General features: G+C 56.0%; 21 protein-coding genes and 4 tRNA genes. 7 read left to right on the top strand and 18 right to left on the bottom strand.

Annotated elements, in window-relative coordinates; translation table 11 throughout:
- Positions 1–81: 81 nt before the first annotated feature.
- The 7 genes from DV711_RS07225 to DV711_RS07195 form a co-directional block, all read right to left on the bottom strand.
- Complete coding sequence (locus tag DV711_RS07225) at positions 82–825, bottom strand: flagellar basal body rod protein FlgF (RefSeq protein WP_114695015.1); 744 nt, start codon at positions 823–825, stop codon at positions 82–84.
- Positions 826–1029: 204 nt separating this feature from the next.
- The gene (locus tag DV711_RS07220) at positions 1030–2997 is read right to left on the bottom strand and encodes a flagellar hook protein FlgE (protein WP_243633760.1); all 1968 of its coding nucleotides are present in this window, start codon (positions 2995–2997) and stop codon (positions 1030–1032) included.
- Between the two features lie 2 nt (positions 2998–2999).
- The gene (locus DV711_RS07215; RefSeq protein WP_114695013.1) at positions 3000–3671 is read right to left on the bottom strand and encodes a flagellar hook capping FlgD N-terminal domain-containing protein; all 672 of its coding nucleotides are present in this window, start codon (positions 3669–3671) and stop codon (positions 3000–3002) included.
- Between the two features lie 115 nt (positions 3672–3786).
- On the bottom strand, positions 3787–4227 hold the full coding sequence (flgC, locus tag DV711_RS07210) for a flagellar basal body rod protein FlgC (protein WP_114695012.1): 441 nt from the start codon (positions 4225–4227) through the stop codon (positions 3787–3789).
- A gap of 31 nt (positions 4228–4258) precedes the next feature.
- Positions 4259–4672 (bottom strand): flagellar basal body rod protein FlgB, encoded by a 414-nt coding sequence (gene flgB / locus DV711_RS07205; protein WP_114695011.1) that lies wholly within the window; start codon positions 4670–4672, stop codon positions 4259–4261.
- 271 nt (positions 4673–4943) lie between these two features.
- Positions 4944–5786 carry a CheR family methyltransferase gene (locus tag DV711_RS07200; protein ID WP_114695010.1) on the bottom strand — a complete coding sequence of 281 codons (843 nt, stop codon included), beginning with the start codon at positions 5784–5786 and terminating at the stop codon, positions 4944–4946.
- A gap of 74 nt (positions 5787–5860) precedes the next feature.
- Complete coding sequence (locus DV711_RS07195) at positions 5861–6799, bottom strand: chemotaxis protein CheV (RefSeq protein WP_114695009.1); 939 nt, start codon at positions 6797–6799, stop codon at positions 5861–5863.
- A gap of 106 nt (positions 6800–6905) precedes the next feature.
- Here DV711_RS07195 and flgA point away from each other — a divergent pair, with 106 nt between their 5' ends.
- From flgA to DV711_RS07170, 5 genes are all read left to right on the top strand, one after another.
- Positions 6906–7604, top strand: coding sequence for a flagellar basal body P-ring formation chaperone FlgA (gene flgA, locus DV711_RS07190; RefSeq protein ID WP_114695008.1), 699 nt, complete (start codon positions 6906–6908; stop codon positions 7602–7604).
- Positions 7605–7767: 163 nt separating this feature from the next.
- Positions 7768–8088 carry a flagellar biosynthesis anti-sigma factor FlgM gene (flgM, locus tag DV711_RS07185; protein WP_114695007.1) on the top strand — a complete coding sequence of 107 codons (321 nt, stop codon included), beginning with the start codon at positions 7768–7770 and terminating at the stop codon, positions 8086–8088.
- A 1-nt stretch (position 8089) separates the two neighbouring features.
- A complete protein-coding gene (locus tag DV711_RS07180; protein ID WP_114695006.1) occupies positions 8090–8581 on the top strand; it encodes a flagella synthesis protein FlgN in 492 nt (163 codons plus the stop codon).
- A 58-nt stretch (positions 8582–8639) separates the two neighbouring features.
- Positions 8640–8715: transfer RNA gene (locus tag DV711_RS07175), tRNA-Arg, on the top strand.
- A gap of 29 nt (positions 8716–8744) precedes the next feature.
- Complete coding sequence (locus tag DV711_RS07170) at positions 8745–10289, top strand: HDOD domain-containing protein (protein WP_114695005.1); 1545 nt, start codon at positions 8745–8747, stop codon at positions 10287–10289.
- 9 nt (positions 10290–10298) lie between these two features.
- Here the strand turns inward: DV711_RS07170 and DV711_RS07165 are convergent, their stop codons facing one another.
- Positions 10299–10640: a PilZ domain-containing protein gene (locus DV711_RS07165; protein ID WP_114695004.1), complete on the bottom strand. Its 342-nt coding sequence runs from the start codon at positions 10638–10640 to the stop codon at positions 10299–10301.
- Positions 10641–10790: 150 nt separating this feature from the next.
- Entirely contained in the window at positions 10791–12401 is a 1611-nt protein-coding gene (locus tag DV711_RS07160) for a tetratricopeptide repeat protein (protein WP_165840034.1), read from the bottom strand.
- Positions 12402–12691: 290 nt separating this feature from the next.
- Here DV711_RS07160 and DV711_RS07155 point away from each other — a divergent pair, with 290 nt between their 5' ends.
- Complete coding sequence (locus DV711_RS07155; protein WP_114695002.1) at positions 12692–13615, top strand: histone deacetylase family protein; 924 nt, start codon at positions 12692–12694, stop codon at positions 13613–13615.
- Positions 13616–13654: 39 nt separating this feature from the next.
- Here DV711_RS07155 and thiI read toward each other — a convergent pair whose 3' ends face one another.
- The 8 genes from thiI to DV711_RS07115 all read right to left on the bottom strand — a co-directional run bounded on the left by thiI (position 13655) and on the right by DV711_RS07115 (position 20600).
- Positions 13655–15109 carry a tRNA uracil 4-sulfurtransferase ThiI gene (thiI, locus tag DV711_RS07150; RefSeq protein WP_114695001.1) on the bottom strand — a complete coding sequence of 485 codons (1455 nt, stop codon included), beginning with the start codon at positions 15107–15109 and terminating at the stop codon, positions 13655–13657.
- Between the two features lie 163 nt (positions 15110–15272).
- A tRNA-Arg gene (locus DV711_RS07145) sits at positions 15273–15349 on the bottom strand.
- Positions 15350–15437: 88 nt separating this feature from the next.
- A tRNA-Arg gene (locus DV711_RS07140) sits at positions 15438–15514 on the bottom strand.
- A 14-nt stretch (positions 15515–15528) separates the two neighbouring features.
- Positions 15529–15618: transfer RNA gene (locus DV711_RS07135), tRNA-Ser, on the bottom strand.
- Positions 15619–15673: 55 nt separating this feature from the next.
- Positions 15674–15856, bottom strand: a complete 183-nt coding sequence (csrA, locus tag DV711_RS07130) for a carbon storage regulator CsrA (protein WP_114695000.1) — start codon at positions 15854–15856, stop codon at positions 15674–15676.
- A 158-nt stretch (positions 15857–16014) separates the two neighbouring features.
- On the bottom strand, positions 16015–17253 hold the full coding sequence (locus DV711_RS07125; RefSeq protein WP_114694999.1) for an aspartate kinase: 1239 nt from the start codon (positions 17251–17253) through the stop codon (positions 16015–16017).
- 26 nt (positions 17254–17279) lie between these two features.
- Entirely contained in the window at positions 17280–19910 is a 2631-nt protein-coding gene (alaS, locus tag DV711_RS07120; protein WP_114695654.1) for an alanine--tRNA ligase, read from the bottom strand.
- A 216-nt stretch (positions 19911–20126) separates the two neighbouring features.
- The gene (locus DV711_RS07115; protein WP_243633759.1) at positions 20127–20600 is read right to left on the bottom strand and encodes a regulatory protein RecX; all 474 of its coding nucleotides are present in this window, start codon (positions 20598–20600) and stop codon (positions 20127–20129) included.
- 110 nt (positions 20601–20710) lie between these two features.
- On the opposite strand from DV711_RS07115, the gene DV711_RS07110 reads away from it, so the two are divergent.
- A complete protein-coding gene (locus DV711_RS07110) occupies positions 20711–21967 on the top strand; it encodes a valine--pyruvate transaminase (protein ID WP_114694998.1) in 1257 nt (418 codons plus the stop codon).
- A 90-nt stretch (positions 21968–22057) separates the two neighbouring features.
- Here DV711_RS07110 and pssA read toward each other — a convergent pair whose 3' ends face one another.
- Positions 22058–22840: a CDP-diacylglycerol--serine O-phosphatidyltransferase gene (pssA, locus tag DV711_RS07105; RefSeq protein ID WP_114694997.1), complete on the bottom strand. Its 783-nt coding sequence runs from the start codon at positions 22838–22840 to the stop codon at positions 22058–22060.
- Positions 22841–22905: the final 65 nt, after the last annotated feature.

Raw genomic sequence — 22905 nt, 5'->3', positions numbered from 1 at the left:
TTTCCCCTTGCTCGGCGGTCTGTTCTCGACCACCCTAATTATTCTATTTGGTGCTTTCTCTTAAGCCTCGAAGGCCGGTCGCTAACCCAGATTCTGCAGGATCCGCGCCGCCGCTTCGGCGTTCTCTTCAGCATCCCGCATCATTTTCACATTCATCTCGAACCGTCGGGACAGGTCAATAATCGATGTCAACTCATGCACGGCGTTGACGTTACTGGTTTCCAGAAAGCCCGATGCCACTCTAACCTCCGGGTCCAGGCCCGCCTGCCCGCCCGCCTTCAGCCGCATCAGGCCGTCTTCGCCTTTGGTCAGTGCCTGCGGATCCGGATTGACCAATTTGATTCGATCCACCACCGCAAGGGCGTTGGGTTGATCACCGGTGGCTCTAACCGTGATGGTGCCGTCCTCACCGACTTCCACTTTGGAGCTGGGAGGCAATACAATTTCGCCCCCCTCGCCCAGCACCGGCAATCCTCTGCCATCCAGTAGCCGCCCTGCGGCATCAACATGCAGGGCACCGGCACGGGTGTAGGCTTCGCTTCCATCTCGCCCCCGTACCGCGATCCAGCCCGGCGTCTGAACGGCCACATCCAATTCTCGTCCGGTATGCTCATTCACCCCTTCGGAAAGGTTGGTGGCCGGTCGTTCGGTCATGGCATACACCCGCGACCGATACCCCTCGCCAATAACCGGCATAGCACGGGCTTGGGCCAGGTCGGCCTTAAAACCCGTCGTGTTGACGTTAGCTAGATTGTTGGCATGGGCTGTCTGGGCCAGCATCGTCTGATTGGCCCCGGTCATCGAAAGAAACAGCAACTTGTCCAAAGAGTTGTCCTCATTCTCGCAATCGACGGCGGTTGTCGATTGCCGCTTTTAGGCGTACTACTGAGAACAATGCAACGAAGATGCCAGTTTTTTAGAGACGCAAAAAAGCACGGTCCGAAAGTCTTCGGGCCGTGCCTTGAAGTGTTGCTATAGCGATCCGCTCAATGACGGTTCGCAGCTTCAGCTCTGTCGAGCTGGGCCGATTTAGTTGATCTGCAGGATCGTCTGGGTCACCTGGTTTTCGGTTTGCAGTGTCTTCGAGTTGGCCTGGAAATTACGCTGCGCCTCGATCAACGCCACCAGCTCTTCCGACAGGTTGACGTTGGATTGCTCCAGCGCCGCCGAACGAAGCTGACCATTCAGACCGGTTCCCGGCGGGTTCAGAATCGCCTGGCCGGAAGCCAGGGTAGCTGTCCAGGCCGTATCACCCACCGGTTGTAGCCCCCCTTGGTTCTCAAAGGTCGCCAGCGCCACAATGCCGAGGTTGGAGTTCTGGCCATTACTGAAACTGGCCACCATGATCCCGTCGGCAGAGAAGGTCACCCCGATCAAATCCCCCTTGGCAAAACCATCTTGCGTCGAGGCTTTGACAATCGAGTCTGAGGCGAACTGCGTGGTGCCGGTTAGATCCAGCTCAATCGTGTTGGTCGGATCTGCCGGATCCGCCCCCTGGATTGTCAATTTGGGTGCATCGCCGGTTGCACTGACCGGAGTCCCATTGACCGAAGCCAGCAAGCCATTGGTGGTATCGAAGGTCAACAGAATGGGGCCAGCCTCGGTCCCCTGAGGGTTCGAGGTAAAGCCGGCTGTACCTGGCTGGTTAACCCGCCCAATGTTCAACGGGGTTTCATTGTTGAAGAGGGCGTGCATCTGATACACACCTTGGTAGCTCGCATCGCCTGCTTCATTTTTGCCGTTGGGATCGTCCGTCAGCGTTAGCGTACCCGCCGTGGTACTCGCCAAAGCCACATTCACAGAGGGCGTATCACCCAGTTCGGCCTTGTACGTTATGATCAGCTCGCCAGTCGCACTATTAATATCAATCGTATCGATCTCAGGATTGGCCGCTAGAATCGCGTTTTGATCGTTCCTGATCTGGGTTAACACATCGGATGCCGTTGCCCCGGAGGTGATCGAAACGGTGTGCTCACCAATATCAACGCTACCGGTAAAGGAAGCCCCGACCGTAAACTCCGTAACTTCAACCTTGTTCGCCGGAAAGAAGGGGTCTTCATCATGTTCAGCGACGATATCGACGGCACCGGTACCGGGATCATGCTGTATCAGAATCGGACGCACATCGGCAGCACTGGCCTTATAGGTTACGATCAGCTCGGGAGGCGTCCCCGTGCCCACTTTCATGCCGCTGACATTGCTATCAAACGTAGGCTGCCCTTGAAGCGTGCTCAATTGGCCCTCAATAAATGCAGCGACGTTAGTTTGGTCTAACCCGCCTGCCGGTACGGTCAATGACCCGCCAGCAACAAATAGCGTTTCCCCAGCCGCCGCACTAAAGGTACTGAAATCAACAGTTTGACGCTCTCGCCACTCCCCCTGCTTGATAAAGTCGTACTTGATCGTATTCTCATTACCCAGGCTATCGAAGGAGCGATTGGTGGTGCTGAAGGTAAAGGTGGCAGAATCCGTCGGATCGTAGGCCAGATTCGATGCCTCCGCTCTCGAATCAATATTGAAAGAGAGATCCATAAATTCCGTCGACTTGGGTGGGCTCTCTTTTTGAGACACCGCCAAGTTGCCTATCGGCTGCATATTCCCGGCGGCATCCAGCCCAAAGCCCTGCAGGAAGTTGCCGTTCTTGGAAACGACAAAGCCATCTTTGTCCAGTTCAAAACCACCGGCACGGGTGTAGGTGATACCACCCTGACCATCATTGAGCTGGAAGAAACCGGAACCGTCGATCGCCAGGTCCAGGTTGTTGTTGGTGAACTGGATCGTACCGGCGGTAAAGTCCTGTGCGATATCGGAGACGATAACCCCCGACCCCGGGCTATTGGCCGAGCCCGATCCCACCACCACGGTGGCAAAGATATCGGAAAACTCGGTCCGGGCCGACTTGAAGCCGACGGTACTGGAGTTGGCGATATTGTTGCCGGTGACATCGAGCTCAGTCGTCGACGCCTTCAGGCCTGTTATTGCTGTACTAAACGCCATGATCAGGCTCCAATCTGTTTAACTTGATCAAAGGAGACCGAGCCACCTTCGATATTTATTTTCATGCCTACACCGTTCTGGCCCAGGCTGACACTATCGACATTGCGGCCCAGGTAGGCCTGTACCGGCACATAGTCGTCACCCCACTTGGCTTCGACTTCGATCTTGTAATCACCGGCCCCATAGCCTTCCGGCAATTGAAACTTGAACTGGCCGTCACCGGCGGCCTGAGCCCCCAACGACAGATTGCTGATCTGGGCACCAGTGCTGTCATAGACCTTGACCCGCACATCTTCGTGACTGGTCTGCAGCGCCATCACCCCCTGAATCATCCCGTCGTCACCGACCTTGGCCTGGGTAGTGGGAACATAGACGGTCTTCCCGACCATCGATGAGGCCTGCAGCGCGGTCTGGCTCGACAGCATGCTGTTGGACATGCCCTGCATCGTCAGATTCATGTTGTTGATGCTTTCAACCATGCTCATCTGCGAAATCTGATTCATATAGTCCGAGGTGTCAGCCGGACTGGTCGGATCCTGATTCTGCATCTGAGCAATCATCAGCTGCATGAACATGTCACTCTGTTCCTGCGCAGCCGTCTTGCTCGCATCGTCTTGCTTGTTCAAGTCCAGGAATACATTCCCGGAGCTGTTTACATTGTTGATATTACTCATGACCTACCTCCACCGGCGGCGTCCCGCTGGCTAGATACTCAGGTTCGGGGTGATCTTCACACCTCGAACCCTATTCATTGCGACCTCGGCCCAGACCGATGCCGCGGATTAGTTGTTACTGCCCCAACTGCAGTACTCGCTGCATCATGTCTTTGGCGGTTCCCATCAGATCGGCATTGGTCTGGAACGAACGCGATGCCGAGATCATGTTGGCCATCTCTTCGACCACATTGACGTTGGGGTAAAAGACAAAGCCCTCTTCATCAGCCATCGGATGGTTGGGCTCATACTGCTTGCGAAGCGGTGCGTCACTCTCGATGATGCCATTTACCTTGACCCCACCACCGGCGCTCACCTGCATCTCGGATTGAGCGCTCATGCCGGCCATCACTTGCTGCTGAACCTGCTCAAATACCGGATGGCGGGCTCGGTAAGTGCTATCGACACTGCTGCTGACGCTCTCGGCATTGGCGATATTGGAGGCAACGGTATTCAAACGAATGCTCTGGGCACTCATCCCGCTACCGGCAATATTGAAGATGTTTGAAAGTGACATGGGGTTACTCCAAAGTCTGTCGCGTCAGGCCTTACTCGCCCTTGATGGCATTCATCAAGCCATTGAACTTACGATTCAGGAACGTAAAGCTGGCCTGAAACGCCAATGCATTCTCGGCGTATTCCGCCTGCTCGTGCTGCACATCCACTGTGTTGCCATCCACCGACGGCTGCAGCGGCTGTCGGTACATCAATTCAGCCGCCAGGGATGGATCGATCACCCCGTCAATATGTCCAGATTGGGTCGCAGCCAAGCGCATCTGTTCGGCCGGTGCGGCGACAGAATCGGTCTGAGCACCGAGGATGGCGCGAAAATCGATATCCCGCGCTTTATAGTTCGGGGTATCAGCATTAACGATATTGTTGGCCAGGATCTCCGCCCGCTGGGTACGAACCAACAACGCCTGTTGATGAATACCCAATGCTGAATCAAATGAAATTGCCATCTCTTGCCGGTCCTGTACCTATTCCTAATAGCAATAAGGCAATTTCAGTGCCACATAACCAAGCCGCTGTTTTAAAAAGGATTTTGTTTAGAGAAACTCAAGAAAGGAGGCAAAAGCGGCAACGGGTTACCGCCTAGCGGCAACAAACTATCCGGTGCCGAGCAACAGTAAACGGCAGCGGATCAGCTTCGGAGAGAGGATGAAAGTCAGGAGGAAGAAGAGAAAGAGGAAAATTGAACGCTGCAGGGCAGCGTTCAGATCGAGACCCGCCCTATTTGGCGCGATAGATAATGCCCGGACTGCAATGGACCATTTCATAGATATCGCTCAGATGCCCCAAGGACTCAGATGCGCCTAAGAAAAGGTATCCTCCCGGCTTCAACTGGGTATGGATCTTTCTCAGGATCTGCTGCTTCAGATCGGAAGAGAAGTAGATCAGCACATTACGGCAGAAAACGATATCAAACTTACCCAAAATACCGTAGTTACCCAATAAATTCAGCGACTTGAACTCAACTCGAGATTGAATATCGCGATTGATCTGCCACCCCCCTTCGGCATTTTGGCGGAAGTGGCGTGACAGATGATCCTTCTGCAGACCGCGGCCCACCGCCAGCATGTCATAGGTGCCCCGGCGGGCATGTTCGAGCATGGTCGGAGAGATATCCGTTGCCACGATCCGCTCGCCGGCCTTGAGCTGACCGGGTCGACTGCGCTTGAATTCATCCAGGGTCATGCTGATCGAATAGGGCTCCTGCCCCGAGGAGCAAGCCGCCGACCAGATCCGCAACGGCTGCATTCCCGAGCTGAGCTCCGGTAGCAGTCGGTCACGCAGGATATTGAATGGGTGAATATCCCGAAACCAGAGGGTCTCATTGGTGGTCATCGCATCAACCACCTGCTCTTTCAGGCGGCTGGAACGACGCATCGCCGATACCAGCTCGTCCAGCGAAGAGTAACTCTGCTCGTTCATTATCGAGCTCAGGCGACTGCTGACCAGATACTCCTTGTTATCACCCAACAGTATCCCGCACGCCTCCTGCAGAAAATCTCGAAACAGCGCGAATCCCTGCGGGGTAATCTGTACACGGGCACCGGTTAAAGGTCTGGTCAAAATAGCTACTCTCTAGCGTTAGGTTGAAATGTTATTGTCACCGCCTCCGGGCGGTTTGTGGTTAATTATGTGAATCAGGATTCGCCCAGCTGTTCCAGGCGCTGCTTAACCCGCGATGCCAGCTCGTCGGGCTGGAACTTGGCCAGGAAGTCATTAGCACCGACCTTATCCACCATCGCCTGATTGAACATGCCGCTCAACGAGGTATGCAGCATCACATAGGCTCCCTTCATCCGCTCATCGGCGCGGATCGAAGCCGTCAGCGTATAGCCGTCCATCTCCGGCATCTCGATATCGGAGATAATCATCAGGAAGGCGTCGGCAATACTCTGCCCCGATTCGGCCAGCCCGGTTAGATAATCCAGCGCTTCCTTACCATTATTCTTCAGCGTTACATCAACACCGAGTCCGTTCAAGCATCTCTCCAGCTGCTTGCGCGCCACGACCGAATCATCCACCACCAACACATGCTGGCTTTGCTGCTGGGATTCACGCACCTGTTCGACCAGATTCGGGTCCACCTCTTCGGAACGGGGAGCGACCTCGGCCAAGATCTTTTCAACATCGAGAATTTCCACCAGATTGCCGTCCAACTCGGTAACGGCGGTCAAGTAGTTATCCTTACCGGCACCACGGGGCGGCGGGTGAATCTCTTCCCAGTTGGTATTGATAATCCGCTCTACCTTGTTCACCAGAAAGCCGAGGACCTGCTGGTTGTATTCGGTGACGATCACGAAGCTCTCTTTCATCGCCTCATCATCGATGGCCCCCCGTCCCATCGCGGAGCTCAGGTCAAGTACGGGGATGGCACTGCCGCGAATATGGGCAACGCCTTTGACGCCGGCTTTGAGTTTCGGCATCGCGGTTAACTTAGGGCACTGGATCACTTCACGGACTTTGAATACATTCAATCCGTAGATCTGCTCTCCTTCGAGCCGAAACAGCAACAACTCCAGACGATTCTTGCCAACCAGCTGGGTTCGCTGGTTAACACTATCAAGAACACTGGCCATAGCTCGCTCCTGGGCTTGCTTATCGAGGGTAGAAATCTATAAATTAGCACCCATTCGATTGCTTTCGACAATTAGAGCGGGAGCAGAAAAATCATAGGGCAATTCTGTGTTCAAAGGTAGCCTATTCGGCGGTTTCTGTCTGTTTTTAGGGCTTCTCAGCGTTGCAGTCCAAGCCCAGACAGAAGCACTACAACAGCAGCTATATCGGCATATCGAGCAACAGCTCCAGCCACAACTGGACGATACAGTGCAGCTGCGCATCGACCTCAAACCCGGTAGCCGAAATCTGAAGCTGCAACGCTGTGGCAATCCAATCCGGTTCAGTTCAAAACGCCCCCTAGGCAGCGGCGCCTTCACCATCAAGGCAGAGTGCGACTATCCACGCCGGTGGTCGCGCTACCTGCACGGCCAGATCGCACTGACTCGTCCGGTACTGGTCAGCACCCGTCCGCTGGCAAAAGGCAGCCAACTGTCCACTGACGATCTGCGACTGGCCTGGCGCGACCAAGGCCAGCTTCATGGTGGCTACTTCGACCAGCTGCAGGCGGTTATCGGCTTCGAACTGAAGCGCTCGATCAACGCCGACCGACCGATCACCCCAAGCCTGCTTCGCCCCCCGGTACTGATCAAGCGGGGCGACAGCGTCAACATCCAGGCCGGCCGCGGCGGTGTTAGCGTCCAGATGACCGGCACCGCCATCGAAGACGGCCGCAAGGGCCAGCAGATCCGAGTCAGAAACAATCGCTCCGGCCGCGAGATCCGCGCTCGGGTGATCGACAGCGGCCTGGTCAGCGTTGGTCCCTGAGCCCCGACATAGACAGGTTTAGCCATGAAATCCGGGTAGCTTTGGGTTAAACTTGGCCGTAGCCGGAGCGTCAAAAAAACTTCAACTTTTTACTAAAGATATCCGACCGGCTGTCGATAACCTTGCTTAAGAACCATTTTTTTGACTTTTTGAGGTAATAGGGATGGCCATCGATCTGACAGGCCTGTCAAACGTCAACGCAGGCTCGCGCAACAATAAAGTTGGCACCAACGCGACCAACAGCCGTAGTGAATCTACCGGCAACCAACCTGCGGTAAGCCCACAGCCTCAGCCGGAAACCGTTAAACTGAGCAACGAAGCTCAGAATCTGAGCAAGTTGGAAGAGTCTGTGGCGCAACTGCCCGATGTCGACGAGACAAAGGTTGCCCAGATTAAACAAGCCATCGAAGATGGCTCTTACTCGATCGATGCTGAGCGTATCGCCGCCAAACTAACGTCGCTGGAAGGCAGCCTGTTCGGCTGATATGAAAGAAAAAATCCTACTCACCAGACAGTTCTGCGAATTAATCGATAAGGGTAGCCAGATATTGGCTGCCCTTTGTCGTTTAAGCGAGCAGGAAAAAACCGCCATCGAGCAGATCGATGCAACCGCGCTGCAGAGCTGTGTCACCGAGAAGCAGAAACAGCTGGAGCTGCTGGCGGAAAACACCCTGCAGCGCAACGAAGCACTGGTCGGGTTAGGCTTCAGCGCCGACGACAAGGGCCTGGAACAACTTCAGGCCAGCCTGCCGCCCGCCATTGCCAATCAGGTCGACAGCCGTTGGCAGCGACTGCGCCAGAGTCTTGAAAAGGCAGCCGAGCTGAACCAGCGTAACGAACAGATTGTCCAGCGCAGCCAACATAACTTGGGCCATTTGATCAGCATCCTGCAGGGCCATAGCGGCCGCTCAACGATTTATAATGACGCCGGTTACAAGGGAAACTACAGCGCCCAGAACCGCTTGGGGAAGGCCTGATACAGCCGATAGAGGTTCGACTTCTGAGACCCGAGTCGCTAGAATGCCGCTTCGCTGCCTCCCCGTAGTTCAACCGGATAGAATAGGGCCCTCCTAAGGCTTAGATACAGGTTCGAGTCCTGTCGGGGAGGCCAGCTCAAGCAGGTTCTCGAAGGACACATTCGTGAAGTACCTGAAAACACTCAACGCCATCCACGCAAAACTGGGCCGCCTCGGCGACCTGCCGGTTTTCAGCGCCACCGTTAACCGTATCCAACAGATCAGCAGCTCCAAAGAGAGCGATGCCATGGCATTGGCAATGGCGGTCATGAAGGACGCCAATCTGTCTGCCCGACTCCTTCGACTGGCCAACTCGACCTATTACAATCGCAGCGGCTCTCGGATAAACGTCATATCGCGCGCGGTGATCATGATCGGTTTCGACGAGATCAAGAACCTGTCGGTGACGCTTAAGCTGATCGAAAGCTTCCACAAAGCCAATCCGGACACCGATGTCGCCTCCTTGTTGATGCGTTCATTTCTAACCGCTGCGATCAGTCGCGAGATGGCAATGCAGGCAGGCCTTGATGATATCGAAGAGACTTACACCTGCGGCCTGCTGCATGGCCTAGGTGAGATTGTCTATGCCTGCACCCTAAGCGAAGACTATCGCCAACTGCAGCAGTTGCAGAAAAGCACCGACCAACCCTGGAAACGGATTCAGCTGGAGCATATCGGTGCCCATTTCAGCGACATCGGCCAGGAGCTGGCCCAAAGCTGGGGCTTCCCACCATCGGTCGTCGCGTCGATGGATGCGATGACTGCGGAGGAGCCCAAGGGAGCCGTACGTCGCAATTTCGAGATCACTTCCAGCGTCGACAGACTGCTGCAACTACTCTATGGCCAGGGGCAGCCGCAACCCAATAGCTTCTCCTCCGTGATCGAGAAGATGGCCCAGATCACCGGTGCCAATGAAGACACCCTGAAGCAATCACTCAGCCGAGGCTTCAAAATGGTCAGCGATATGGCCAGTGAATACGGCCTGTCACAGCAGAGTCTGAATCCGCCGTTGCGGCAAAGCGGCGACGACGAACTGGATGAGTTCGCCCGCAAGGCATCCTATTACATCCACACCCAACAGCAGATCAATCAAGCCGAAGATATCAACCCGCCACCGCAGCCCGTAGAGGAAACCCCGAACGCAGGAGCCCTGGCTCAGACGCAACTGGATTATCTGCAAGAGATCGGCGAGCTGGTAAATCAGCAGACTCCGATCCCGACCCTGCTGAACAAAGTCATTGCGGGAATTGTGGCTAGTACCTCGTTAGATCGGGCTGGCTTCGTGATGCTAAGCCCAGACCGTCAACAGCTGCGATTGCGGCTCAGTGACGGCGACTGTATCGACGACCTACAGCGCTACTTCGCCCTCAAAGCCGGCCAGGGCGATGATTTCTTCTTTAAGGTGCTGAAAAAACAGATGACGCTGCTGGTGACTGACACCCAGGAGAGCGGCTGGCCAGAACGCTTACCCGAAGCGTTTCGCGCCAAAGCCAACCCTCGAGGCTTTATCATGGCGCCGCTCTGCGCAGGGAAACGGGTACTGGGATTTCTGTATGCCGACCAACTCAGCGATAAGCCCCCTCTGGAACAAGAGACCTTTCGCGGCTTCAACCAGTTTTATATGCAGGCTAAGATGGCGCTGGCCTACTCAAGCCAGCAAAGCGGATAGCGTCCCTGCTTAAGCGACACCAACGGAGGTGTCCAGCTGCAACAGGCATTGCTGATAGCACTGGCCCGGCTGCAACAGCCGTACCCCAACGGCATGGCCCAGATTATGATCCAGCTGGCGACTGTAGACGATCACCGCGTCCAGCTTGAAGTAGCGCGTTCCGTGACATCTTGGCGTCACCAGCTCGATTCTTACCGGCTCACCCAATACCAACTCTTTCGACAGAATCACATTGAGCCCATCCGGGGCCACATTATCGGTACTGCCCGGCAGTTTTTCGCCGTTCAGACGGATGATCGTCGCCTTCCAAGTGACACTGAGCCGGCTATGCCGACGGCGCTCTTTAAACACGGCACACCTCTAACAGGTAGGGTCCATTAACAGGTAGCTTCCATTACTCAATTATACTTATCCCCGGGAGCGCTTTCTTTGACCCAGGTCGTTACCGAATCAGCTCACCCCCGAACTCTTGTCCGGCCGTCATCTTGACAGCCAAACTCCTCACTTCAGCAATGCCGCCAACGGGCCTTCCGGCAGCTGCTCCAGCGGCAGCTCCGCCAGTTTTCGCAACTGCTGATCCTTATGCAGCTCATCACCGGCCAGCGGCAACCGCTGGGCCAGCCGACTGTAGCGCTGGAACATCTTCATCCGCTCATCCCGCTTACTCGGTGTATCCCGGGCCGCTTCCAAAAACAGCTGCGACAGGTTCAACAGCGCACGGGCATTACTCGGATCGTAATCAAAGGCCAGACCAAAATAACGGATCGCCTGTCCTGGTTTATCGGCCAGATAGTTGCGAACTCCAATCCGATTAACCTTAGCGCTCATGGCCGGGTCGTGTTTGGTTTTCGTCGGCTCCGGCTCAGACTCTTGCAGCACCGGCCCCGGCATTGCCGGCGTACTCTCATCCAGCAGCTGTGCCCGCATCTGCTCAAGATCCACACTCAGCCCATAGGACTCAGCATGGGCCAGGGCCCGCTCGTAGCAATGCTGGGCGGAATCCGCGTCCCCCAGGGTCTCATTGACCTTGGCCCGAATCAGCTGGCTCTGTACCCGCACCTGCGGATCCCGATGAAAACGGGTATCGGCGCGCTCCAGCAGTTTCTCAATGTCATCGAGCCGATCCTGCCTTTCATGCCCCTGACTGGCCTCCACCTGCAGGCGCTGTACATTGACCAACTTGAAATAGGGCGTTGCGCTATCCAGGCAGCTACTCTCCCCCAGATGAATACAGCGGCGGTAAGCTTTTTCCGCCTGACTCAAATCGTTTGCCCGCACCGACAAGCGCCCCAACTCCATCTGCCGCTGAATAGAAAGAGGCGACTGGGAAGCTCCTTTGCGCAGCTGCTGCTGGGCCTGCTGCAGATCGCCCCGTGCTTCACTGACCTTGGCCAACAGGTCGTAAGCGGGGATCAACAACCGGTGTTTATCGATCAATGTAGTTAACAGCTTTTCGGCGATGTCGAAATCGCCCAGGTGGTAGTGGCACTCCGCCAGTTGATAGCCCGAGTAGAGGCCACCGGAGTCGCTGTAACATCGCTCAAACACATCTCGGGCCTCGCTGTAACGCTGCTGATCTTTCAGCAAACGGCCTTTGATCAATTGAGCCTGTTGATAGTTGGGGTCCGACGCCCGCAATACCGTGTCGCACAAGCGGATGGCCCGATTAAACGCCTTCCGCTCCACCGCCCTTTCGATCGGCTCCAACAGCGCCCGCCGCTGACACAGCGACTGAATTCGCCTGCTCAGCGCATCCAGGGTGAAAGGCTTGGTTAACAGCTCGTCGGGTTCGATCTCAATCGCGAACAGTACCGACTGTTGCGATGCATCACTGCTCATCAGCACCCAGGAGCAGGTCGGCTTGATCAAGCCCTTATAGCGCGCCTCTTCGAACAGCTGCAGCCCGGAATACTTATCGTTGACGTTATGCCCAAGCAACACGATGTCATAGTCATTGTCGGCGATATCATCGAGTACTCGCGGGGCGATCGACAGGGTGGTAACCGAACCAAAGCCCATCGACTGCAGCATGGTTTTCACGGTCGAGCGCAGGTTGCCGCTGCTATCGATCAACAGCACCGATTTGTCGCTTAAATCAACCTTAGTCGCCAACCCCTGATTCTCCCCCACTTAAATCCGGATATACCCTGCAAGCTGACGACAGTATGGACCGGAATCCTCCGCCGGTCAGCCTCAGGTTATTGTTACTACTGAGTTTACCCTGACCTACTGCAGCGCAGAACAAGCACCGCTTATATAAGACAAATAGTTACAAGACAGCCTGTCGGACAGATGATAAGTTGGATTCAAAATCCGCCCTGCGGCCTTGGCCGAAGCGGGCAAATAATAAGCCCCCGGTGAGACCTCAAACGACCTCACCACCAAACGCATGGATTTCAGCGATGGTAACCAGTTATATCAGCCACCAGGATTGCGGCCTTCACAACATGGGCCCGGAACATCCCGAGAGCCCGATTCGTTTGCTCGCGATTGCCCGTCAATTGGAGCGGACCGGGCTTCAAGACCACCTGCAGCAGATTACTGCCGTACATGTACAGGAAGAGCAGATCAAGCTCGCCCACGCCCCGCTGCACAGTGCCCGGCTACATATGAAACTGCCGGAGAAGGGGGTTGTATATACCGATGACGACACGGCCCTGTGCCCGGACTCTCTGCACGCAGCCAGCCTGGCGGCCGGTGCGACCATCATGGGCGTCAATCGAGTCGTCAATGGCATGGCTGATAATGCCTTCTGCGCGGTTCGCCCGCCCGGCCACCACGCCGAGCACAACCTGGCGATGGGTTTCTGTTTCTACAACAACGCCGCCATCGGCGCGATGCACGCCCTCCAACAGCCGGGCATCGAGCGAGTAGCCATCCTGGACTTTGACGTGCACCACTGCAACGGCACCGTGGATATCTTCAAGGACAAGCCCGAAGTGCTGGTCTGCTCGACCTTCCAGCATCCGTTCTACCCGGAGCGCTACAGCGAGATCCTGCGCCCCAATATCATCAACTGCCCTTTAGCAGCCCATAGCGATGGCAACTGCTTCCGCCAGACCGTCGAAACCCACTGGCTGCCGGCGCTACAGGCCCACAAGCCGGACCTGATCATCATCTCGGCCGGCTTTGACGCCCACTGGGAAGATCCGATGGCGGATCTGAAGCTCAATGAGGAGGACTATCGCTGGGTGACCCGAATGATCATGGATACCGCCCGTATCTACTCCAACAACCGGGTCGTCTCGGTACTCGAGGGCGGCTACAACCCCAGTTCGCTGGCTTACAGCGTCCAAGCCCATATCGAGGTGATGCTGGGCTTCTAGGGCCCGAAGAACCCATCACCACACAGCCTAGCGGTCCGATTATTCGGGCCGGTAGACCTTCACATTGTCATGCCCCTGCTCCTTCAAATAGAGCGCATGGAGCTGACTCATCACTCCGCGATCACAGTAGAGCAGATACTCTTTCTCGGCATTCAATCCACCAAACTCGGTGGCCAGGCTGTAGAACGGAATTTTAATTACCTCGATACCATCGACCTGCAGCGGCGAGCGCTCCTCCTCGTCCGGATGGCGCACATCAATAATGACCTCATTGCTACTGACCTGCTGCTGAGTCTCCACCTCGACCTGGCTCTGGGCTTCCTGCTCGATCTGATCGATCCGCATCACCCGCGAGTTTTCCACCGCCTGCTCCAGCACGGCCATATCGAATGCGGCTTCCTCCTGCTCAATCCGATCCATCTTGGCATGAGTCGTCGGACGATCCGAGATTACCCCGCAATACTCCGGCATGCTCTTGGCAAAGTCATAAGTACCGATCGTCCGAGCCGTATCGATAATGTCCTGCTTGTCGGACACGATCAGCGGCCGCAACACCAGGGTATCGGTCACCTTGTCGATAATCGACAGATTGGGCAGAGTCTGGCTGGATACCTGGGCCACGCTCTCACCGGTAACCAACGCCTCAATCTTGAGCCGCTGCGCCACCTGCGATGCCGCCCGCAGCATCATCCGCTTCAACACCACCCCCATCTGCGAGTGATGGACCTTGGCCAGGATTTCACTGACCACATCTTCGAAGGGCACCGTGACAAATTTGACCCGGTGGGATGAGCCGAACTTCTGCCACAGATAATGGGAAACCTGCTTAACCCCGGTTTCGTGGGCCGCGCCCCCCAGATTAAAGAAGCAGTAATGGGTCCGACAACCGCGCTTGATGGTCAGGTAACTGGAGACGGTGGAATCAAACCCGCCAGAGATCAGCGACAACACCTCGTCCTGGCTGCCCAGCGGGAAGCCACCCAGTCCCGGATAGCGCTGCTGCACAACAAACAGTGACTGATCACGGACCTCAAAGTTGACCGTGACCTCCGGCTGATGCAGATCCACCTTCAGCGCCTCGGTATGACGCAACAGGCCTCCACCGACATAGCGCTCCAGATCGTTGGAGGTGAATTCGTGCTTACCGGCCCGTTTGACTCGCACCACGAATCGTTTACCCGCCAGCTTGTCGGCATAAACCTCTTTTACTTTCTGGAAGACATCCTCAAAGTCACCCAGCGGGTGTTCTTTGACCTGCAGGAAATACGCGATCCCCGGGGTCTGCTGCAATGCCTCCACAATCCGCAGAAGCTGCTCAGGCTGGTCCTGAGCGATTTCAACAACGACCTTGTCCCACTGACCACTAACATGGGCCTTCTCGTCTATGCGCCGCAAGATGATCTGCAGGTTCGACTGTAGCCGCTGAATAAAGCGACGTCGGACCGGCTTACTCTTGATCGTGATCTCCGGGAACAACTTAACGATAAATTTCATAGCAGGACTTCATGGAAAATGGGTAACTGAGAACTGGAGGATTCGGTAGCGACACCGAAGGCTGCAAATTATACCTAACCGGCGTGGGGGCGGGCAAAAGCAGCGATACGAGGATTAGCCACATAAAAAAAAGGGCCTAGCGTTAGCTAGGCCCTTTCTTGTATGGCGCACCCGAGAGGATTCGAACCTCTGACCGCCTGGTTCGTAGCCAGGTACTCTATCCAGCTGAGCTACGGGTGCAAAACTGTTGGCTACTCGATGACTCGCATCTCACAACCGGCTTCTTAAAGAAGCAGCGGACCGACAATTATCGATCCGCTTAAATAAGTGGCGCACCCGAGAGGATTCGAACCTCTGACCGCCTGGTTCGTAGCCAGGTACTCTATCCAGCTGAGCTACGGGTGCGCAAAAATCGTTGCTGGCGGTGAGGGAGGGATTCGAACCCTCGATACCCGTTAAGATATACGCCCTTAGCAGGGGCGCGCCTTCAGCCACTCGGCCACCTCACCGCAACGGAGGCGTATAGTATCAGAATGGCTGGGGAAGAAAAGCGCTATATCGAAATTATTCCGGGTTTTTCTCTTTTTCTTTCTGGATCCGCTGATAGATCTCTTCTCGGTGGACGGAAACGTCTTTCGGCGCATTAACGCCGATACGTACTTGGTTGCCTTTGACACCCAAAACGGTCACGGTGACTTCGTCACCGACCATCAGCGTTTCTCCGACACGGCGGGTCAGAATAAGCATAGAATCTCCTTAAACCCTGCTTCCAGGTGATCCCGGAACTGGCATTCCTGCTGCAGACTATCCAATTATAGACTGCAGATCGGAAGCAGCGGCTACTTCATTTAATTAGATTATTATCGTTCTAGTCGGGGGCCCTAACGCTCCCCCGACGCACTACCTCAGGATTCTTGAACGACTTCAGCCTCATCCAGCTCGAAGGCCGAGTGCAGACTACGAACTGCCAGCTCCAGATACTTCTCTGCAATCACAACCGAGATCTTGATCTCGGAGGTAGAGATCAGCTGAATATTGATCCCTTCGCCTGCCAGAGCGCCGAACATCTTGGTCGCTACCCCTGCATGGGATCGCATACCGACACCGACGATAGAAACCTTGGCGATCTTGTTGTCACCCTGGACTTCGCGAGCTTTCAATTCACTGGATACCCGCTCCAGAATCGACAGCGCACGATCGTAATCGTTCCGGTGAACGGTGAAGGTGAAGTCGGTGGTGTTGTCTTCCGCAATGTTCTGCAGAATCATGTCCACTTCGATGTTGGCATCGCTGACCGGACCAAGAATCTTGGATGCCACCCCGGGAATGTCGGGCACACCCAACACCGTCAGCTTAGCTTCATCACGGTTAAAAGCGATGCCAGAAATTACCGGTCTTTCCACAGTGTTCTCATCCTCTATCGTAATCAGCGTTCCAGGACCTTCCTGGAAGCTATGCAGTACCCGCAGGGGCACATCGTACTTACCCGCAAATTCGACTGCGCGAATCTGCAATACCTTTGAACCCAGGCTGGCCATCTCCAGCATCTCTTCAAAGGTGATCTCATCGAGACGACGCGCGCCTTCGACCACACGCGGATCGGTGGTGTAAACGCCGTCCACATCGGTGTAAATCTGACACTCGTCGGCCTTCAGCGCAGCAGCCAGCGCCACGGCGGTGGTATCCGAACCACCACGCCCCAGCGTGGTGATGTTGCCGTTGTCATCCACACCCTGGAAACCTGCGACAACCACGACTCGACCGGCCTTCAGGTCCGCTCGAATATTTTCATCGTCGATATCCTGAATCCGCGCCTTGGTGTGAGCATCATCGGTCAGGATCCGCACCTGAGTGCCGGTGTAGGAGCGTGCCGGACAGCTACGCTCATTCAATGCCATACAGAGTAGCGCAATCGTCACCTGCTCGCCGGTCGAGACCAATACATCCATCTCGCGGGGAGCCGGCTGATCCTGCATCTCTTTAGCCAGACCGATCAGGCGATTGGTTTCACCACTCATGGCCGAAACCACCACCACGACGTCATCGCCCTGCTCACGGAAGCGCTTGACCTTGTCGGCCACCGCCTGGATACGCTCTACCGTACCTACCGAAGTACCACCATATTTCTGAACAATCAGTGCCATTTAGCTAACAATCCTTACTTCAGGCCTCAGGCCTGCTGTTCTATCCAACCCTTGACCGATTCCAGCGCCGCCGGCAGCGCCGCCACATCGGAACCACCGCCCTGAGCCATATCAGGACGACCGCCACCCTTACCGCCCAGCTGCGGCGCCACGTGCTTGATCAGATCACCGGCCTTGAAGCGACCGGTCAGATCTTTGGTGACACCAGCGACCAGACTGATCTTGTCGCCCTCGGCAGCAGCCAATAACAGCACCGCTGAGCCAAGCTTGTTCTTCAGCTGGTCCAGGGTGTCGCGCAGTGATTTGGGATCTACCCCCTCCAGCTGCGCCGCCAGCACCTTAACTCCGGCGATTTCAACCGCCTGAGAGACCAGATCGTTACCGGCCGAGCTGGCCAGTTTCGCCTTCAGCTGCTCAAGCTCTTTTTCCAGCTGGCGGTTGCGCTCAACCAGTGAGCCTACCTTCTCGGTCACTGCATCACGGCTGCCTTTCAACAGACCCGCCACCTGACCTAGGGTCGCTTCGGTACCAGCCATCCAATCGATCGCCGCCTGACCGGTCACCGCTTCAATCCGACGAATACCGGCAGCGATGCCCCCTTCAGAGGTAATCTTGAACAGACCGATATCACCGGTGCGTGTTACATGGGTACCACCACAGAGTTCCAGCGACACCAACTCATCACCTTGCCCCATGCTGACGACCCGAACATCGTCGTCATACTTCTCACCGAACAACGCCATGGCGCCTTTGTCCTTGGCCTCGTCGATCGCCATCACCTCGGTAACCACGGCCAAATTAGCGCGAACCTGTTCGTTGACCCGCTGCTCCAGTGCCAGCAGCTCGTCACCGCCCAGCCCTTCGAAGTGGGAGAAGTCGAAACGCAGCCGATCCGCATCCACCAGCGAGCCTTTCTGGGTCACATGCTCGCCGACGATATCCCGCAACGCAGCGTGCAGCAGATGGGTGGCCGAGTGGTTCAGCGCCGTGGCTTGACGTTTCTCGGCATCCACCGCCAGGCTCAGCTCGACATCCGCATTGAGCTCACCTTCCAGCACTTTACCGTGATGCACGAAAGCACTACCCAGCTTGGTAGTATCGACGACCTGGAAGCGAACGCCATTGGCTTCGACGACACCCTGGTCACCAACCTGACCACCAGATTCGGCGTAGAAGGGTGTATTGGCAAACACCAGCGCACCTTCATCACCCGCACTCAGCGAGGCAACTTCGGCGCCATCACGCAACAAGGTGACCGGTTGGGCCTGGCCCTGCAGCGACTCATAGCCTTCGAAACAGCTCTCCACATCCAGCGACAGCGCTTCGTTGTAATCAACCGAGAACTGACCGGCGGCACGGGCACGCTCACGCTGCTCGTTCATGGCCGCTTCGAAACCTTCCATATCCAGGCTCAGCTCACGCTCACGGGCGATATCCGCGGTCAGATCGACCGGGAAGCCGTAGGTGTCATAGAGCTTAAAGACCGTGGAGCCGGGGATCTCAGTACCGGAAAGTTCGGCGATATCCTGCTCCAGGATCCGCATACCCTGCTCCAGCGTTTTGGCAAACTGCTGCTCCTCTTTGAGCAGTACCTGCTCCACCTGCGCCTGCTTCTGCTTCAGCTCCGGATAGGCTTCGCCCATCTCTTTCACCAACGCATCGACCAGGGTATGGAAGAACGGGCCTGTCGCACCAAGCTTGTTACCGTGACGGATAGCGCGACGCATAATCCGGCGCAGCACGTAGCCGCGTCCTTCGTTGGAAGGCAGCACACCGTCAACCACCAGGAAGGCACAGGAGCGAATGTGATCGGCCACAACCTGCAGCGACTTGCTCTCCAGATCCTGGGTTTGGGTGGCTTTCACCACGGCCTTGATCAGATTCTGGAACAGGTCGATCTCGTAGTTGCTGTGAACACCCTGCAGTACTGCAGCTATCCGCTCCAGCCCCATGCCGGTATCTACCGACGGCTTCGGTAGCGGCGCCATGCTGCCGTCGGCGGAGCGAACGAACTGCATGAATACGATGTTCCAGATCTCAATAAAGCGATCACCATCCTCTTCCGGTGTTCCGGGAGGGCCACCCCAGATTTCGGGACCGTGATCGTAGAAAATTTCGGTACAGGGGCCGCACGGGCCGGTATCGCCCATGGCCCAGAAGTTATCGGAGTTGTAACGGCCGCCCTTATCACCGATCCGGATGATTCGTTCGGTCGGCACACCGATCTCGTTGGCCCAGATATCGTAGGCTTCGTCGTCTTCCTGATAGACGGTGACCGACAGTTTCTCGACCGGCAGTCCCATCCACGCATCCGAGGTCAGGAATTCCCAGGCAAACTGGATCGCTTCGCGCTTGAAGTAGTCACCAAAACTGAAATTACCCAGCATCTCGAAGAATGTGTGGTGACGGGCGGTATAGCCGACGTTTTCCAGGTCGTTGTGCTTACCACCGGCGCGCACACAGCGCTGGGAGGTGGTGGCACGGGAGTAGTTACGCTTATCGGTGCCCAGGAACACATCCTTGAACTGCACCATTCCGGCATTGGTAAACAGCAGCGTTGGGTCATTACCCGGCACCAGTGGGCTACTGGCGATGACGCTGTGTTGTTGCTGCTCAAAGTAATCCAGAAACGCCTGGCGGATCTGGGCACTGTTCATTTGCTTCATAGACACTCAACCAACGTGAGCGGCGCGACCAACGATCACAACCTTAATCGGCAACCGAATAGAAAGCCGTAAAGACTGCGATTTAGCACGCCAACTCTGCAGACATAAAATGGGGGCATAGTATACATGGGGGCCTGCGGGCCGAAAACAACCGGGGCGGCGAATTGGTCGCTTTTTCGCCGATCTTTCGCCGATCTTTGGTCGAATTCACCAGCTTTCGTCGGTTGATTCCATCGCGAAGCGCGCCTGCTCCTGGCTAAAGCCGCGATAGAGAAGAAATCGCAGCTGCTTGGCCCGCTGTTTTTGATCCTGCGGCAGTGCAACACCAAACCGTCGCTGGCGTACCGATCGAGCCAGTTCGAACCAATCCTGCTCGCACGCCTCCAGCTGATCTCTACTCAGTTCTTCTTCGATGCCACGCTGACGCAACTCCTGAATAATCCGAATCTCACCCTGACCCCGGCCGATACGCGAGCGGATAAAACTCTCACAGAAACGCTGGTCACTTTGCAGCCCCTGCTGCTGGAATTGATCCAACAGCTGCTCAAGCAGCGCCGCTTCGACATCATCACCGGCCAGCTTCCGACGCAACTCCAAACGACTATACTCTCTGCGGGACAGAAGCCCGTAGGCTCTTTGCCGAAGCTGCTGTATCAGCTGCTGTTTTTCGTCATCGGTCACAGTCCTGCAGGCCTCTTCTGGTTAGGTCCGGATTTTGATCTCATAGGTCGGCATCGCTAGAATAGCCGCCTTCATTTTTCAGGGACAGCCCCGGCCACAGGATTAGCAACATGAAACTCTCCGCTTTCGGCACCAAGTTCACCACCGAATCAGGCATTCTCAGCTTGATGGACGATCTGGGCAACGCCCTGGCCGGTGATCAGGAGATGATCATGATGGGTGGCGGCAATCCCAGCCATATTCCGGAAGTTCAGCAGCTGATGCGCGAGCGGACCCTGTGCATTCTGGACAACCCGAAAGAGTTTCAGCACCTGATCGGAGTCTACGATCCGCCCCAGGGCGAAGTGGAGTTCCTCGACAACCTGGCGCGATTACTCAAGCGCGAACTGGGATGGAACGTCACGGCTCGTAATATCGCTCTGAGCAACGGCAGTCAGTCCGGCTTCTTTATGCTGTTCAATATGTTTGCCGGTGAATACGATGACGGTTCGGTAAAACAGATCCAGCTGCCATTGGCCCCTGAATATATCGGCTACGCCGACGCCGGCCTGAGCCGCGATTTCTTTAAGGCGGGGCACCCTAAAATAGATCTGCTGGGCGATCACCTGTTCAAATACCGGGTCGACTTCAGCGAGATCGAGATCGATCAGAACACCGGTGCGATCTGCGTTTCACGACCAACCAATCCGACCGGTAATGTGTTGACCGACGACGAGATGCAGCAGCTCGACGCCCTGGCCAAGCAGCACCAGATCCCACTGATGATCGACGGCGCCTACGGCACCCCGTTCCCGAACCTGATCTTCACCGAGGCCAAACCGTTGTGGAACGACAACGTGATCGCCTGCATGAGCCTCTCCAAGCTGGGCCTGCCGTCCGCACGAACCGGTATTATCGTGGCCAACGAGGAAGTGATCCGCGCGGTCAGCGGTGTCAATGCGATCATGAACCTGTCAACCGGCAGCTTCGGTCCGGTGATGACCCAGGAGATGGTCCGCACCGGCGAGATCATCAAAATCAGCAACGAGCTGGTCAAACCCTACTATCAGGAACGCTCCCAACTGGCGGTCAAAGAGTTCCAGCGCGCCCTTGGCGACCTGCCCTATTACATCCACAAACCGGAAGGAGCGATGTTCCTGTGGCTCTGGTTCAAGGACCTGCCGATCTCCAGCCTGGAGCTGTATCAGCGTCTGAAGGAGCGCGGCGTTCTGGTGGTATCGGGCCACTATTTCTTCCCCGGCATTCCGGACGAGTGGCAGCACAAACACGAGTGTATCCGTGTCACCTACAGCCAGGAGGCGGATAAGGTCAAACGCGGTATCGAAATTATTGGTGAAGAGGTCGCCAAGGCCTACGCTCAGGGCTGAGCAATAGCCAACGCGAGCGGCAATCAAGCGTCAGACAGGCAACGCCGGATCAACTCGATCCGGCGTTGTTTTTTGAGTACCCAGAAAGAATTAGCGGGCGCTTTTCTTGCGATAGCGCAGCACCGCCTGGACCGGTCCAGAGCAACCGTACACTACAAAGATCAGCCATAGCAGCGTTGCCGGATCAATAGAGATGACGGCGATCAGCATCACCACCCCCAGCAGCACCACAAAGGGCACCTTGCCCTTCAGGTCTACCTCTTTAAAAGAGTGGTAGTGGAAGTTGCTGACCATCAAAATACCGGACAATGCCACGATCAGCGAAATAACCAGCGCATAGCTATCTGCATTGATCTCGAACTGGGTACCGACCCAAACCATCCCCGCGACGACCGCAGCCGCTGCCGGACTGGGTAGCCCGATGAAGAAGCGCTTATCGACACTGCCGATCTGAGTGTTAAAGCGAGCCAGTCGCAATGCTGCGCCGGCAACATAGATAAATGCAGCGAACCAGCCGATCTTGCCGACCGAGTGCAGCGCCCAGGAAAACGCCACCAACGCCGGCGCCACCCCGAAAGAGACCATATCCGCCAGGCTGTCATACTGGGCACCGAATTCGCTCTGGGTATTGGTCATCCGAGCGACCCGGCCATCTAGACCATCCAGCACCATCGCGACAAAGATTGCGATCGCAGCCTTCTCGAAACTGCCGTTCATCGCCGCGATCACGGCAAAGAAGCCGGAAAACAGCGCGGCCGAGGTAAACAGATTGGGCAGCAGGTAGATCCCGCGACTCCTTGCCTTCGGCTTTGACGGTTTGACCGTGTCCGCCGGGTCAGGCTTATCGACGGGGGGCTGTTGCTGCTCAGACATGGGCGCTTAGACCTTCGTTCACCACTAGAAAAGTGGCGCTATGATAAAACGATTGCCCCAAGGTC

It is taken from the genome of Motiliproteus coralliicola (assembly GCF_003345655.1).
Classification (GTDB): domain Bacteria; phylum Pseudomonadota; class Gammaproteobacteria; order Pseudomonadales; family Balneatricaceae; genus Motiliproteus; species Motiliproteus coralliicola.
The sequence above is the reverse complement of the archived record's forward strand: the minus strand, read 5'-3'. Positions and strand labels throughout refer to the sequence as shown.